Source organism: Roseibacillus persicicus (assembly GCF_014651675.1).
Taxonomy (GTDB): Bacteria; Verrucomicrobiota; Verrucomicrobiia; order Verrucomicrobiales; family Akkermansiaceae; genus Roseibacillus; species Roseibacillus persicicus.
Genome location: NZ_BMXI01000019.1, coordinates 66,567 through 81,959, shown reverse-complemented (window position 1 = coordinate 81,959; position 15,393 = coordinate 66,567). Strand labels below are relative to the sequence as shown.

Genomic DNA, 15,393 nt, shown 5'->3' with positions numbered 1-15,393 from the left:
CATTTTCAGAATTCCCCCAGCTCCAACCAAACATCGCCCTGCTCTTTGTTGGCAAACTTGAGAGGGCGACCATTCTCCATGGGATTTTTCACCCGCAGCCTCATTGGTTGACCTTCCCAAGTCGCAGGAAGCTCGGTGAGGGCTTGGTAACCTTCCATGCTACTGACCTTCATGAGATCCCAGCCCGGGTCCACTTTCTCCTCCCCAACCAAGAGCTCGACTGGCCACGGATAATAAAACGGAGCAACCCCTCGGTTCTCAAATTCAACCACCAGTTGCCCATCAACTACTTTCGCTGATGCGAGGTGAATCTCATAGCCCATGCGCCGGACTGCTGCTTCTGCATTCTGGCGTCTCTCCTGACTCAGGCCGGCTTTGAAAAGGCCGCTATCCATGAGCCAGGAAACATGGGTTTCTTCGACACACTTCGCAAAGTCCTGGGATTTGGGATGGGGCTTGCTGGTGAAGCTGGACTCCCACAGTTCCGGCCGCAACTCCCCCCCGATCGGTTGACGTTTCCACCTGTCCTCCGCTTTGGCTTTTTTCATCTTGGGAACGAAGTACCAACCGTCCTCTTCCTTTCCCGTATCAAGCGTGGCCCAAGCAAAAGAATCGTCGTGATAGCCGAAGGAGCGTTCGCTATTGCTCTCGTAGATCGAATCATTTTTCCCCGCCGGATAGCGCAGGAGCACTTTCGTTTTTTGAAAAGCCTCTTCATAGGCGTCCATGACCTCACCCTGCACCATTTTGGAGGCCCACAGATCATTGCGCGGATAGTTGTGCCACTCTCCCCAACTCCCTAACAATCCAATTGTGACAAAACCGACACGTTCGTCCCCATCGTATTTCTCCCCCAAAGCAGCGATGAACTCCTTCATGGCTTTGCGAAAATTCGGACTCTCATAATCGGGAGTATAATTCGTGGCTTCGTAGGTATTGTCGCCCTCCCACCTGACCACCTTGACGCCCTCATCCTCCAAAAATCCCGGGACGCGATTCCCCTTTCCCGGATATTCCGAATAGACCCGAAAACAAAGCTGTCTCCCCCGGCCCCTCACCTCTTCCAAAGTCGCTTCCAGAGGAGTCCAATCATAACGACCCCACCCTTTCATCAACTCATCCAAGGCGAAGTAGCGAAACTCCATCGCACAAGGAAAGTCCGCGTTCCGAGCGCTTTCCACATAGGGGACAAAGCCTTTCAAAGGGTTGTCCACCGGCGCGGGCGCATACTGATACTCCCTGGCTTCCGCTCCATGAAACAAGCCGACGAGTAGAATTAAAATGCGCATCAAGCAGTTACGACGAAAGAGTCCTCCATCTTCCATCGAGCCTCTTTTGATGGCCTTCCTTCTTCACTTTGCCGCATCATCTGACTAGCTTCTCGCGCGTGATCACTCTCTTCGTTTCTCTCGCTCTCGCCCTCTCCGCAGTTGCCGCAGAACCTGATCTCAACGTGCCAATAAGTGACTGCCAAGTGATCGGAACTCACAATTCCTATCACATCGCTCCCAAGCAAGCGGAACGTGATTTCATCAAAGTTAGTGGGGAGAAAAAAGTCAGAGGATTGGAGTATAGTCACCCTCCTCTCCCGCAACAATTTGATGCAGGCATTCGACAAATCGAACTCGACTGTTTCGCCGATCCCAAGGGCGGAGCATTCGCCGACCCCATGGCACTCAAGCTGGCCAAACTGGCAGGGAAGAATGTCACTCCATTGGAAGATCCGGACAATCTGCTGTCGGAGCCGGGCACCAAGGTGCTGCATTTTCCGGACTTCGACTTTCGCACCACCGTGCTAACCCTGACGCAAGCTCTTGCTGAGGTGCGAGACTGGTCGACGGCCAACCCAAGCCACTTTCCCATTCTGGTGCTTTTAGAGCTCAAAGGCTCGTCCTCCAATTGGCAAAGTGAGGCGCTGTTTGCCCTCGAAAAGGAAATTCTCACGGTCCTCCCGACCGAACACCTCCTCACCCCCGACCGCGTGCGGGGAGAGCACCCAGACCTCCGCACTGCCATTCGCGAGGATGGATGGCCCACCTTGCAACAGGCTCGGGGAAAGATCATTCTCGCACTCGACAATACCAACGAAGTCTTGAGCAGTTATCTGGAACCCGATCCACTCGTCAAAGGCCGTCTACTCTTTCCTTCCTGCCCTTCAGCCGACCACCCCTCCAGCGCCTGGTTCAAGCTCAACGACCCTTTCAAAGATTTCGACACAATTCAAAAACTCTCCAAGCAAGGCTATCTCATCCGAACCCGGGCCGATTCCGGCACAATCCAAGCCCGCAACAATGATACCTCACGCCGGGAAAAAGCCTTCGCGTCAGGAGCCCAGTTCATCAGCACCGACTACCCCGTCGCGAACCCTGATTTCTCTACTTACGCTGTCGAACTACCCAATGGAGCCAAGGAATTTTATCGCTTTCGTAAGGATTAATCTTTCCGTTCGACGGGTATAATCAATGTGCGGATCAGGAGCTCACGAACGAGTTCTTCGACCTGTGGGGCTATTGCTTGCGAATCGGCCCCCACCATCCCCGCCAGTTCGTCGAGGACACTTCTCACCGGAATCCCTTCGGAGGCTGCCTCAAGGATGCGAAGCAAGGCGGGATCAATATGGCCGTCATACAGTAGACAAGCCGGGCTGGTGATTTGCATCGTATCAGTCTCCCATCCCTCGCGCCCCATGACCGCCCCTTCGGTTTTGCGAATCCCGTTCACACGGGTGAAGTTGACATCGAGAAGGCTACCCGAGTGATTTCGCAACCAACCTTGGTTCCGAAAGAAACGCCCTATCTCTTCTCCCGTTTGCGGAAGAAAGTGAGTGATTCCGCGCGACTCCTCAAAGTGAAATTCCTCGCCCACTTCACACTTTCTCAGAATCACAAATCCAGAAGAAATTCCCCGGGTCCTGCGACGCTCGTAGTATTCCACCCACCGCCGAATTTCCGGCCTCCGGGCATCATCGTCCTGGAAGCGTGGATCCTGTCCCAGCCAATGGTGAGCATATTCTTCAGGTGACTTTCGTTGAACCTCGAAGAGCAAGGACTGCACTCCGGAATCAGGGATGGCAGCTGCCGGTATAGCCTGCCACCTGTCCGATGAGGCAAACTGCCAATCCAATAGCATGCAAGCAAAGCCCCCGGGATTGAGATGCTCGGCCAGCTGGGGAAGCAGAGCAGTCGCCACATTCTCTTGCTCCGGAGTGTCCAGAGCAACAGAGGAACCTCCCGGCGACTGCACGAAGGGCGGGTTGGCCACGATGAGATCGAAGCGCTCTCCCGCAACCGGTTCCAACCAAGCGCCTTGCCGCCAGGAAATCTCGGGACCACCCAGCAGGCGCTGATTAAGTTCAGCGATTTGTAAGGCCCGGGGATTCAAGTCACAGGCCGTCACCTCACGCCCCGCCAGTGCCTCAGTCAATCCAATCCACCCTCCACCGCAGCAGAGATCCAGCACACTGTCGGGTTCGATATCGGGGATCAATTTCCGAACCATCCGGCTTGTGGGCGCCACTCCCATCACAAAGTCTTCCGGGGAATCAAGCAGGCGCTTCGGAAAGTCCTCCGCCAGGTAACCCTCGGGGTAAGCTCGAATACGATAGTGAGAACGAACCCGTTCTCCCTTTTCCTCGAGAATTCCAAGATCCACCAACTCGTCAAACGAAGTAGGCAGAGCCTCTTCAGCCGACTCCCTGGCACAACTTTCTCCAGAAAAGAACAGCCTCAAGAGCTGCTCTTGAGCCTCCGACCGGGGCCGAAATTGAATGGCATCCAAGCAACGAAACGCTTCCAACTCATTCTCCGTATAGCGCCCCGAAGCAAGATCTCCAAGAAACCGACCCGGAGACCAGCGGCCCAACAAATCATGATTCATCGCTCGACCACTTCTCGAATCGAGAAAAATCCCCTGGCCTGTTCCCGCAGAAAACTAACCGAGGTATCCAACTCACTGGCTTGCACCCGGCGGAGAAAAACTGGCTCCTTCGTGAGATCAGGGGTTGCATAGATGTCGTAGGATTTCGCGGGCTTCGTGGCCCACGTCAGACGAAAGCGACCTGGCTCCTGAGGGTCTGAGTCTCCCACCGGCACAAAGGACGAGGAAGACAGGCGGGGGTTGAGCCCGAGCCGGAATTCGTCCAAATGGGTCAAGCCATCCCCGTCACTATCGAGGTCGGCATCATCGCTTGTTTTATCGAGCCCAAAGAAATCCTCGAAGCGATCGGTCATGCCGTCACTGTCACTATCGACCCCATTATCGAGATCGGCATACGTTGCCTCAGCATCCCCCAAATCACTCTCGTAGCGGAAGAGAACTGCACAAAAGCTGAGCTGAAATTTTTCCAAACACACAGGCTCGCCGGACTCGCCCGTCGCAGTCTCCTGCTCACAGGCCTCCACCACAACATCACGAAAGAGGAGGCGCGCGAACTCAAGGCCTTCTCCGGTCGCATCATTTGGAGCGCCTTTGAGAAAAGCCACCGTGACCCGCTTCAAATAGCGCTTCCCTTCCAATGCACGCACCAGCTTCGGAGATGACCGGTCAGGGGATTTGACCAAAGTAAAGGAGCCGGCCGTCCCGTTGAAAAAAGCGCCAGAGAATTCAAGAGTATCGACCGCAATCCAAGAAGGATAGTCCGGATGCATTGCCTCCCCCTTGATGTCTCCAATCTTCATGTAAATCCTCGTTGCAGAAGAGAATTGCGCCAACACAAGCCAGACGACACAGGCTCGGAGAAATGAGGCTAACTTCATGGAAACTCCTTTCTACTTTAAGATTACCTGGTGAAGGAGCCCGATGAAATTGTGTCGGCAAGTGAACCCGAACTACTAAAAACATAGTAGGTCCACTCCACCTCGGTGTATCCCAGGGTCAGGGAATCGAATGGGATATTACTCTCTTCCTTTCGCTCATTCTTGTAGCTGAGCACCCGCACATTACTGAAGGTGATTTTATAATAAGCCTCCTCCGTCCCATTTGCAGTTTGCTTGGTGAAAACAACGGTCGCCTCTTCCAGGGTCTCGCCCGTCGCGCAGGCTAGCATCAACTTGGGTGAAGCCTTGTCCATTGGAAAGGAGATGGTGGGGATCCCAAACTTATTGTTATTGGTCACCCCATCGATCTCGATTTTGAAATAGTCCAGTTTTACATATTCTTCGAATCCAGGGGCGGTCACTTCCCCTTTGATATCTCCAATCTTGATGTAGGCTGCGGCATCCACATCCGTAGGAGCAAGCGCGACAAGGGGAGCGGCCAGAGCAAGTGACTTCGACATTTTTCCGATTTTCATAATGATTTCTCTAAGTGGTTCACTAGCGACTACCGAAATAGATGAGCGACTTGACAAAAAAACTTCAATTTTTTCGACTCACTTCGGAAAGGTTTAGGGATTAAACAATTGCCACGCCCCCCTGTCATAGGGTCCAATCAGGGGTGAATCTTTCGGTACGCTTCCAAGATTTTCACCCAACCAGACAAACCCATATGAAAAAGAAACTATCCCTTATCGCACTCATCGGAACTGCCGGAATCACCTCCAGCCACGCGGCAACCTACATCCTGTCGGGGACCATCGACCCGATTCAAGCCACCACCAATGCCTCGAATGTTGGCAGTGGCAGCGGAACCATTAGCGGTGACTACGATGATTCAACCAATCTACTCAACTACAGCATCACTTGGATGGACCTCACTTCCGCAGTGACCAACATGCACTTTCATCTGGGCGCTCCCGGGGCAACCGGTGGGGTGCAACTCGCGGTCGCCGGTCCTTGGACAAGCCCGCAAATGGGTTCGGAAACGTTATCGGAAACTCTCGAGACCAATCTCTTGGCTGGCAATTGGTATCTCAATATCCACACCTCAGATTTCGGCGGTGGTGAAGTGCGCGGACAAGTTGAGGTCTCTCCTGTCCCCGAGCCCAGCGCATCATTACTTGCCCTTGGCGCGCTCCCCATTCTTCTCCTCCGTCGGAGAGCTTGAGCCATAACCTTTTCAGCCAAGCCGTCCGTGCTAGCGGGCGGCTTTCCTAACTTTTCTTCAAACGCCCACCCGTTCTTCTTCCCGGGCCTTTTCTTTTCTGAAAGTCATCTCCCAAATCAGCGCGCATCTCCTCCGCCAGCTTTTGCATCCGCGCCACGACATCGGGATGCTGCTCGATCACATTGATGGACTCCGCGATATCGTCCTCCAAGTTGTAGAGCTCTAGCCCGGCCTCCGGCCAAAGGTAGGTTCCACGCAAGCCATCCTTCCCCGGCTGACTCCGCTCATCACGCCACTTGTGGGGGAAGATCAACTTCCAGGGACCCATCCGCATCGACTCGAGATTATTTTGTCCATAATAATAGAAGTAGGCCTCTTGCACCGGCCCCTCTTTCTCCCCGGAAATCATGGGCCAGGCATTCACCCCATCAATCGGGTGCTCCGGCAAGGGAACATCAAGAAGCGCCGCGAAGGTTGGCAGGATGTCAATCGTAGCCCAGAGATCATCTCGAACCTGACCGGGCTGAATCCGGGAGGGCCAGCGCATCACACAGGGCACCCGCACCCCGCCTTCCCAACTGGTGCCCTTGCTTCCCCGGAGAGGCCCCACCGTGCCGCCATGATTGCCATAGGTCATCCAGGGACCATTATCACTGGTAAAAATCACCCAGGTATTGTCCGCCAGCCCTAGCTCCTCAAGAGTGCGCAAGATCTCCCCCGTAGACCAATCAATCTCCTGAATGACATCGCCATAGAGACCTTGTTCGGAGCTTCCCTGTCGTTCCGGAGAAACATAAAGCGGAACGTGCGGCTGGGGATGGGCCAAGTAGAGAAAAAAGGGCTTCTCGTGATTCTTCCTTATGAACCGAACCGACCGCTCGGTCAGCCATTTGGTCATATAGGTTTGGTCCTCGACGGTGATGATCACCTCATCATCTTCAATCAATGGCAGACGAGGATAATGGCCTTTCACTTCGATCGGACCGCTGGGCCACATATCATTGGAGTAGGGAAATCCAAAGTAGTCGTCGAAGCCATGATGGATGGGAAGATATTGAGGAAAATGGCCGAGATGCCACTTTCCATAAGCGGCGGTTGCGTAACCAGCCTCTTGGCAAATCTCACCCAAGGTCACTTCATCGTCGTGAAGACCATTCTGATTCTTTGGCCCCAGCGCCCCCGCGAAGTCGATGCGATTGGCGTAGCATCCCGTCAGGAGAGATGCCCGCGAAGCCGAGCAAACCGCTTGAGAGACATGAAAATCAGTGAAGCGGATACCCTCTCCAGCCAAGCGATCAATATTCGGCGTCTTCCAGCCCGTGGCCCCCTGACAGCTCAAGTCGGTGTACCCAAGGTCGTCGCAGAAGATGAGAACAATGTTGGGCTTTTCAGCAAAGAGCGGAAGAACCAGCGAGAATGTGACAGATAGTAGACGCTTCATCCTGTTAAACAGGACGCTCATGAAGCGGAAAGCTTTCAATCATTCGCTCCCTAGCGTGGCACGAAAAACAGAAAACTTGGCGCCAAGATACGCGGGATGGGTGAGAGTTTGAAATTGCCGGATGAAGGAAGGATCCACCTGACCGTCCATCCGGGTGAGCAAGCGGGTGGCGGCTTGTGTGAGAAAGTGGCCCTGACTCTCCAGAAGAGCAGGCTGCAGCCCGACGGAGCGCGCATCTTCGGCTAGAGAGGTGAAATCCACATGGGCGGTGATATCGATTTGACCGGGAGTCACCAGAGGGTCTTCGCCCGCTTGATGACTGCCATAGGTTCGAATCGTACCCGTGGTTCGCGAGGGGTGGTAGAGGTCCGGGCGCTCAAACCCGTAGTCGAAGAGCAAAACTTCCCCCCCGGTGAGCACTGATTTCATTTCCGCGAGTAGATCCGCCAAGGAAGGACGGAGCTCGCTCTCGTAGCCTTCTTCGAATCGGCCCGCGACGATGGAAAGCCTGCCCTCAAGCCCGGCGCAGGGTTTGGCCAGCTCGAAGACGAGTCCGTTCCCTGCAGATGTCACCCGCTTTTCCCACCATTGGCCTTTCTCCCAGCGAATCAGCCAAAAAGAAAGGGCGTCGATCAGCTCGTTGGCAATCACCAGTCCCGGCTGGGCCCCGAGCTCGGCGGCCTCCGCCACCACCTCGACATTCTCCAAGCCCTCGGCCATCGCTGTCCGCTTCTGCGGCAGGGGCTCGACCACCGCGTAGTGCAAGGCTTGGCCAAAGCATCCCCCGATTCCCGTCCCAGCAGCTAGAATGTCTTTCGCAAGATCACCCTGTTCCGCGCCCCATTCCACAATGCGAAAAATGGAAGGCCTCCCCTGCCGTTCCCATGAGGAAAAAGCATACTCAGCCAGGATTTGCCCGAACAAGGGGCCGACCGACACTGCGGTGAAAAAGTCGCCCTCCTTCCCCGTGCGGGACTGCTTGGGGTGTGAATAATAGCCCCACTCGGGGTGGTAGAGGACGAGATCGAAATATTTTCGAAACGAAATCGACCCCTCGGTGGCGATTATGGCCATGACTTCTTCAGTCAAACGCGCAGTTGCCCCCGCGCCCTCTCCTAGGTAAGACTGTGCGCCAGAGCGCTCACTATCGGGCCGCATTCCTTTCTCATGAACAAGAAGCGAAACCAACGCAAGACCAAGCCTCCCTTTTATAAGCGGCGCGGTCTCTACATTTTCTTTCTGGTATGCGCGCTCCTGGGAGTGCTGGCCGTGCTGCTCTTCGACCAATTGGTCCTGAAGGAATACCGCGAGCGGGCGCTCAGCAACTACGACTACGACAAGGTCGACGATGTCGAAATCCCCAGTCAAATCTTTGACCGCAACGGCCTCCTGATCGGCCGTTCATATGAGGAGAACCGCTCCCTGGTCACCATCGACAAGGTCCCATCCGTCCTCATCAATGCCCTCCTCGCACAGGAGGATCAGCGCTTTTGGAAGCACAAGGGTGTGGATTGGAAAGGGGTCGCCCGAGCCGTTTGGCTAAACGTGAAGGCCCGCGAGACTACCCAGGGTGCCAGCACCATTACGATGCAGCTGGCCCGGAACGCCTTCAACCTTCAGAAGGAAGCCGAAGAGCGAGGTGAGTCCGGGATCGAGCGAAAGATCGTGGAGTCCTTCGTCGCCTTGGAAATCGAGAAAAAATACGTGGGCGATGTCTCCCCCGACGAGCGCCTGACGAACAAGCGCAAGCTGCTGGAGATGTATCTCAACCGGGTGCACTTCGGGAAAGGCTACTACGGCGTGCGGGCGGCGGCTTTGGGATTTTTTGGAAAAGAGCCCGAGGACTTGACCCTCTCCGAAAGCGCCTCGCTGGTAGCGTGCATCAAGAACCCACTCTACATCAACCCCATCCGCAACCCGGAGCGAAACCGCAAGGATCGCAACCACGTCTTTGCCCGCATGTATGCGGAAGGCACCATTCCCACTCGCGAAGAATACGAGCGACTCTGTGAGGAACCGGTGGTGACCAATCCCCGACCTCTGCGTCGAGGCACTTCCCACCTTTATGAAAAAGTTGTCGCCTTGACCCGCGATGTCGTGGGCGATGATGCCATGTCGCGGGGTGGTTTCTCCATCTATACCACTATCGACAAGAATGTTCAGGAAGCCGCCCGCAAGAGTCTGCGTGAACAGCTGCTGGAAATTGAACAAACGGAAGGCTACGACCACCCGTTGCTCTCCGCCCACGATAGGGAAAGCCAAGCCTCCCCCGGATATCTCCAGGGAGCTGTCATGGTCGTCGACAGCAGCAGCGGCGCGGTCATTGCCCACGTGGGGGGCCGCGAATATCTGCACTCGCAATACGATTTCATCGAGTCCGGCCGCCGCCCGATCGGCACCGCCTTCCTCCCCGTCGTTTACGCCTCCGCCTTTGAAGAAGGACGGTCACCGGCCACCTTGGTCGAGGACTTTCACATGGACCTGCGGGAAGTGGCTCTCGGTGGCACGGAGGGCATTCTGGGTGAATGGGGAGCCGAGATCATGGACCCCGTCTGCGAGGGAGACATCACCTGTCGCAAAGCGCTTCGAGATTCGAAAATCGCAGCCACCGTGCGCCTGGGCATCGATGTCGGAATCTCCACTGTAGCCGAGCAGGCCAACAAATTCGGCCTCCCCATTGAGTCTGGCGAGATGCTGGCCCGCCTCTTGTTGGGCTGGGAACAAAACTCCCTCTGGCAGGTCACCCGAATGTATTCCGCCTTTGCCCGCAACGGCAATGCACCGGAGTCGCCCTACTACATTGAGATGATTAAGGACTTGGAAGGCAATATCGTCTACCGGGCCCCCAACTCCAAGTCCCAGACCATGGAGCTCTGCTCGTCTTCGACCGCCTTCCAGATCCACTCCATTCTCTCCGACACGACCCATCACGGGAATCTGACTGACCGGGCCGGTCAGCTGGTTGAGCCAGAGTTCGCCACCGTCAAGACCGGCACCAATCACAATTTCTCCGACGCCTGGTCGGTTGGCTACAATGGCGAAGTCACCTGCGGGGTCTGGGTGGGCTTCTTGGAGGGGCGAAAGCCGATTTACGACTTCGCGTTCGCCAAAGACCTCGCCTTCCCCATTTGGGCCCGCACCATGAACGTGGCTGCCAACGAGTTCCCCGGCCAACGCATCAAGATGCCCCCCACTCTCACCGCCGTGGGACTTTGCGAGCGCTCGGGGCGCAAGGTGACCCGCTACTGCTATGATAGCGTCTTTGATCCTGAATCAGGGGTCAGTCTGGCTTCGACTTCGTATCCCGAATACCTCCGGGTAGGCGAGGCGGAGGTCGGCCTTTGCCCCGTGCATGGCGAAGGCGGCGTGACACCCTCCGGCGAGTTTGCTCCCGATACCGAAGAGCTGCGCCAACGCCGGCTCTCGGTCTCTCCAATCCCGGTGCTGGCGACCGCGCTTTTGGGAGACGACCCCTACGACGCCAAGGTCCCGACGTCAGTGGAAAAAGAAGATTCGGATGAGGAAGGGGAAGCCAGTGAAGGCCCCGGGCAAGAAAGTATGGGCTTCGTCGCCAAAGAAACAAGACGCGGCGAACGGGAGGCGACCATCCGATTGCGCCCACCGCCGCGCATCCAAATTTCCGACGAGTGATGAACGAGCAAAACGCGCGCACCGGTCTCTCCTCCAGAGGAGAATGGGCTCCCTTCATGTGTCCCGCCTGCCGCGGGTTATTTCGCGCCCCAACCGATCGGGAGGGCAAGGTCGAGTGCCCCCTCTGCGACACGCCGAGTTTGCTCCCCCACCGTGAAGTCAAAGAAGAGCCGCGCGTCATTGAGCCCTTGGAGAGAACTCCCAGAGCGCGCCCAAAAGAAGAGGATTGGGATTCGCGGAAGCAGAATACCGAAGAGAACAACTCTGGCTCGGGCGGCTTGCTGTTGGCCTCTTTCTTTATCTTCTCGATCCTGGTAGCAGTCGGAATCTTTTTCATTCTGCAAAACCGAGGGGCATCCAAAGCTCCATCACCCTCCGGCGAAAAGGTCTTCAAGGCCGAAAAATTTCAGGGAAAACCTTCGGATGGAATCACCGCCTCAGCACAGTCGGGCAGTTCGAACAAGCTCCTACAGGTCAACTCCGCCGACCTCGAGAACGCCCGGGAAGCGGCTCGCAATTTCTTATCTTGTGAAAAAATCGAAGACTTCGCCCCTCTCATTCGTGACGCGGATCGGGTGATGCCGCTCGTGACCGCCTACTACGCGCAAAAGCCCTTCGAGCCGGAAAAATTCCGCAGAATCAACGACGATGGGACGGCCCAAGTGGCCAAACGGTTCACCAGTTTCGATGTGATTCTGGAAAACTATATCACCAAGCCCATTGCGGTGGAAATCACGGACAAAGGCCCCCTCGTCGACTGGGAAAGCTGGGTTGGATATTGCGAAATCCCCTGGGAAACCTTCGTAGACGAAAGAATCAAGAAACCAACCGTCGTGCGCCTGACCGCCAGCCGCGCTTTCTACTTCAACTTTGAATTTCGCGATGACAGCAAGTGGCTGTGCTATCAGCTCGAACGCTCAGCCGACGACCCGGTGCTTTTTGGCTATCTCCCGATTGACTCCCCCCTCAAGGAACAACTCCCCCGAATTGGCGCAGGCCGGCAGACTTTCGTAGCGAAGATCCGCTACCCCGACAACGTGGTCGCCAAGAATCAAGTCCTCATTACCGACCTGATTCAATCCGGCTGGGTGCTCGGCCTCTAGTCCCTTTCCCTACAAACTTTCTCTTCCATGACCTCCCTGGACAAAGCTCTCCAACTCAATCTTGATCCCTCCATCTACGGTGTCTTCGCCGAAATTGGGGCTGGGCAAGAAGTCGCCAACTGGTTCTTCCGCGCGTCTGCCTCGGCCGGCACAGTGGCCAAGTCGATCTCAGCTTATGATATGACGATGAGCGACGCCATCTACGGCAAATCTGGTCGCTACGTCTCCCGACAACGGGTGAAAGCGATGTTGGACCACGAATACAACACTCTCACCGAACGCTTGTCCCCCGCGCGAGGTGCCAACTCCACTTTTTTCTCCTATTGCAATACCGTCCGGGCGAGAGGCTACCGCGACACCGCGGAGTGCCATGGCTGGATGGGCCTGCGGATGCAGACCAAGCCCGGTGGACCTGCTGGAGACATCCTCATCCACGTCCGTCTCCTCGATGAAGAGAACGTGGACCAAATGGAGGCTCTCGGCATCGTGGGTCTCAACCTAATCCACTCGGCCTTCTATTACCGCGACCATTTGGAGGAGTTCATTCGCCACCTCATCGACAATCTGGCTCCCGGGCGGGTCGAGATTGATATGCTCAAGTTCCGGGGCGAGCCCTTTCAATTCATCGACAACCGCATTTGCGCACTGCAACTCGTCACCGGTGGGCTCACAGACACCGCCATGTTCATGCCCGATGGCGAAGTGGTGCAACCGGCCGAGGTTCTCTACAAGCGCCCCGTGCTACTTCTCAGAGGCTCCTTCAACCCCGTCACGAAGCTTCACCTCGACATGCTGGAGCAAGGGCGGAAGCTCCACATCACCGGGGAGGATCCCATCGAGGTGTGCGAGATCTCCATGAACAACCTTCTCCGGGGCGAAACCATTGACTACGTCAACTTCCTGGACCGCGTGGATGCCCTGCAAGCATTGGGAAAGACGGTGGTCATTTCGCGCTGCGCGGAATTTTACCGGATTGTGGCCGTCCTGCGCAGATACACCTCCGAACCGATAGGCGTGATTCTCTCCATCGGGCTGCTCAATGAGCTCTTTAAGGAGAAGTGGTCGCGCCACCTCGACGGCGGTATCCTCGAATCCTTCGGAAGGCTCTTCAAGGATCATGTCCGCCTCTTGGTTTCCCCTTGGAAAAACCGGAAGACCGGCGACCTCGTCACCGCCGAAACCTTCCGCAGCCCCGAGCGATTCCGCTCCTTCTACCAATTTCTTTGGGAAAACGGCTATGTGGTGGACCTCCCTTGCGGCGATCCGGTGCTTCTCGACTGGACTCCACGCGATCTCCAACTCCTGAAGGAACAGGGCAACCCCGCTTGGCAAGACCTGGTTCCCAAAGAGGCTCTCGCGAAAAATTAACGCCTCCCATTCAATGCAACAGCCACCGCCCTACCAAATCAACCCCGCTCAACAAGCGGACAAAGACGCGGAACACCTCAATCTCCTGAGCATCTTCCACTACGTCAATGCGGGGCTGATGGGACTCTACCTTCTTTTTCTAATTGGCCACTTTCTGGTCGTGAACACTATGTTCAACAGCCCAGAGTTCTCCTCTGGCAGCTCTTCCCCGCCACCGGCTGAGCTCATGGGTTGGATACGGGGATTCTATGTGCTCATCGGTCTCATCGTGATTGGGCTGGTGGTGATGAACATTCTGGCCGCGCGCTTTCTGAAGACTTCTCGCAACCGCATCTTTCTTTTCATCCTGGCTGGCATCAACTGCCTCAACATGCCCATCGGCACCGTTTTGGGGGTCTTCACCTTCATTGTTTTGCTCAGACCTTCGGTCGCCGCCCGCTTTGGCTCCAATGCGGCCTAACAGCCCACGGGAAGAAAGATTCAGACTTGGGATTCAGCCGGCAGCCCCTTAGGCTCGCCAGCAGATGAATCTACTTGATGCCTCGGCCATCCTGCTGACCCTCGCGGCGGTCTTCGCCTATCTCAACTATCGCTTTATCAAGCTCCCCACGGCGATTGGCATCATGCTAATCGGCCTCTTCTTCAGCATCCTGCTCATTCTTCTGGGGGACTTCATTCCAGTGGTCTCCTCGGCCGTTGACCACTTTGTGGAAGGGATCGATTTCGACACAACTCTGATGGACGGAATGCTAAGCTTCCTCCTCTTCGCCGGTGCCCTTCACGTCAATCTCAACGACCTGAGGGACCAGAAGAGACTGGTCGCCATTCTCGCCAGCCTCGGCGTTGTGCTTTCAACCTTTATGGTAGGAGGTGCCTTCTACTACCTCTTTCCTCTCTTTGGGAAAGAAGTGCCCTTCATCTGGTGCCTGGTCTTTGGCTCCATCGTCTCCCCTACTGATCCGGTAGCGGTTCTGGGTATCTTAAAAAAGGCCAAGGTCCCCAAGTCATTGGAAACCAAAATCACGGGAGAAAGCCTGTTCAATGATGGGGTTGGCGTCGTCGTCTACCTGGCCCTCGTCGGCTTGGCGGTGGCTTCGGGAGGGGACCACGGGGACGCCCATGGCAGTCATGGCGACAGTGGCGCGATGGGCATCGCCAAGCTCTTCCTGTGGGAAGCGGGCGGCGGCATCCTGTGGGGTGGTGTGCTGGGTCTGGCGGGTTACTTTCTCCTCCGTTCCATCGACAACTATCAGGTTGAAGTGCTCATTACACTCGCTCTGGTCGCCGGCGGCTATCGGGCTGCCGGTGGCATGCACATCTCCGGCCCCTTGGCCATGGTCGTCGCCGGTCTCATGATTGGCAACCATGGGCGACTCCTGGCGATGAGCGACACCACACGCGTCCATCTCGACAAGTTCTGGGAGCTCATCGACGAGATTCTCAATGCCGTCCTTTTCCTTCTCATCGGTCTCGAACTCTTCGTCTTGAAGCTCAGCGGTCCAGCGGTCACCGCCGGCCTCGTCGCCATCGTGATTGGCCTGAGTGCGCGTTTCCTTGCGGTCTGGCTTCCCGTCACCCTTCTCAAGCGCAAACGCAATTTCTCTCCCGGGGTCATTCGCGTCCTCACTTGGGGCGGGATTAGGGGTGGAATCTCGGTCGCCCTCGCTCTCGGCCTCCCCAAGGATTCTGATTTCCGCGAACTCTTCCTCGTCATGACCTACGTGGTGGTCATCTTCTCGATCGCCGTTCAGGGCCTGACTCTCGGGCCTCTGGTTCGCAAACTCATCCTCTCGGATCCGACGATAAAACCGGAAGAATCCCACTGACGAAAATTTCCTGCCATTTCTT

13 protein-coding genes are annotated in these 15,393 nt (G+C 56.1%); 7 read left to right on the top strand and 6 right to left on the bottom strand.

The genetic code is table 11. From position 1 onward, the window contains the following. Positions 1-5: 5 nt before the first annotated feature. Positions 6-1,289, bottom strand: coding sequence for a DUF4832 domain-containing protein (locus tag IE099_RS18555; protein ID WP_189573524.1), 1,284 nt, complete (start codon positions 1,287-1,289; stop codon positions 6-8). Positions 1,290-1,387: 98 nt separating this feature from the next. Between IE099_RS18555 and IE099_RS18550 the strand changes: the two genes are divergently transcribed. Beyond that, positions 1,388-2,437 (top strand): Ca2+-dependent phosphoinositide-specific phospholipase C, encoded by a 1,050-nt coding sequence (locus IE099_RS18550; RefSeq protein ID WP_189573521.1) that lies wholly within the window; start codon positions 1,388-1,390, stop codon positions 2,435-2,437. On the opposite strand, the gene IE099_RS18545 is transcribed toward IE099_RS18550, so the two are convergent. Genes IE099_RS18545 through IE099_RS18535 form a run of 3 tightly spaced genes read right to left on the bottom strand, consistent with a single transcriptional unit; the run spans position 2,434 to position 5,290 of the window. Next, positions 2,434-3,876, bottom strand: coding sequence for a methyltransferase (locus IE099_RS18545; RefSeq protein ID WP_189573519.1), 1,443 nt, complete (start codon positions 3,874-3,876; stop codon positions 2,434-2,436). The two genes, IE099_RS18550 and IE099_RS18545, sit on opposite strands and share 4 nt — an antisense overlap. After that, entirely contained in the window at positions 3,873-4,754 is an 882-nt protein-coding gene (locus tag IE099_RS18540; protein ID WP_189573517.1) for a type VI secretion system tube protein Hcp, read from the bottom strand. Before IE099_RS18540 ends, IE099_RS18545 begins: the two co-directional genes overlap by 4 nt. Positions 4,755-4,777: 23 nt before the next feature. Further along, positions 4,778-5,290, bottom strand: a complete 513-nt coding sequence (locus IE099_RS18535) for an Hcp family type VI secretion system effector (protein WP_189573514.1) — start codon at positions 5,288-5,290, stop codon at positions 4,778-4,780. Between the two features lie 194 nt (positions 5,291-5,484). Between IE099_RS18535 and IE099_RS18530 the strand changes: the two genes are divergently transcribed. Next, entirely contained in the window at positions 5,485-5,982 is a 498-nt protein-coding gene (locus IE099_RS18530; RefSeq protein WP_189573511.1) for a CHRD domain-containing protein, read from the top strand. A gap of 46 nt (positions 5,983-6,028) precedes the next feature. Here the strand turns inward: IE099_RS18530 and IE099_RS18525 are convergent, their stop codons facing one another. Both IE099_RS18525 and IE099_RS18520 read right to left on the bottom strand, forming a co-directional pair. Then, positions 6,029-7,423 carry a sulfatase family protein gene (locus IE099_RS18525; RefSeq protein ID WP_189573507.1) on the bottom strand — a complete coding sequence of 465 codons (1,395 nt, stop codon included), beginning with the start codon at positions 7,421-7,423 and terminating at the stop codon, positions 6,029-6,031. Positions 7,424-7,462: 39 nt separating this feature from the next. Then, entirely contained in the window at positions 7,463-8,497 is a 1,035-nt protein-coding gene (locus tag IE099_RS18520) for a class I SAM-dependent methyltransferase (protein ID WP_189573504.1), read from the bottom strand. 93 nt (positions 8,498-8,590) lie between these two features. Between IE099_RS18520 and IE099_RS18515 the strand changes: the two genes are divergently transcribed. The 5 genes from IE099_RS18515 to IE099_RS18495 all read left to right on the top strand — a co-directional run bounded on the left by IE099_RS18515 (position 8,591) and on the right by IE099_RS18495 (position 15,371). Then, positions 8,591-11,074 (top strand): transglycosylase domain-containing protein, encoded by a 2,484-nt coding sequence (locus tag IE099_RS18515; RefSeq protein WP_189573501.1) that lies wholly within the window; start codon positions 8,591-8,593, stop codon positions 11,072-11,074. Beyond that, positions 11,074-12,177: a hypothetical protein gene (locus IE099_RS18510; RefSeq protein WP_189573486.1), complete on the top strand. Its 1,104-nt coding sequence runs from the start codon at positions 11,074-11,076 to the stop codon at positions 12,175-12,177. The genes IE099_RS18515 and IE099_RS18510 overlap by 1 nt, the downstream gene beginning before the upstream one ends. A gap of 27 nt (positions 12,178-12,204) precedes the next feature. Next, complete coding sequence (locus IE099_RS18505; protein WP_189573483.1) at positions 12,205-13,545, top strand: TonB-dependent receptor; 1,341 nt, start codon at positions 12,205-12,207, stop codon at positions 13,543-13,545. Positions 13,546-13,558: 13 nt separating this feature from the next. Further along, a complete protein-coding gene (locus tag IE099_RS18500) occupies positions 13,559-14,005 on the top strand; it encodes a hypothetical protein (protein WP_189573480.1) in 447 nt (148 codons plus the stop codon). Positions 14,006-14,069: 64 nt separating this feature from the next. Next, a complete protein-coding gene (locus IE099_RS18495) occupies positions 14,070-15,371 on the top strand; it encodes a cation:proton antiporter (RefSeq protein WP_189573478.1) in 1,302 nt (433 codons plus the stop codon). Positions 15,372-15,393 lie beyond the last annotated feature (22 nt).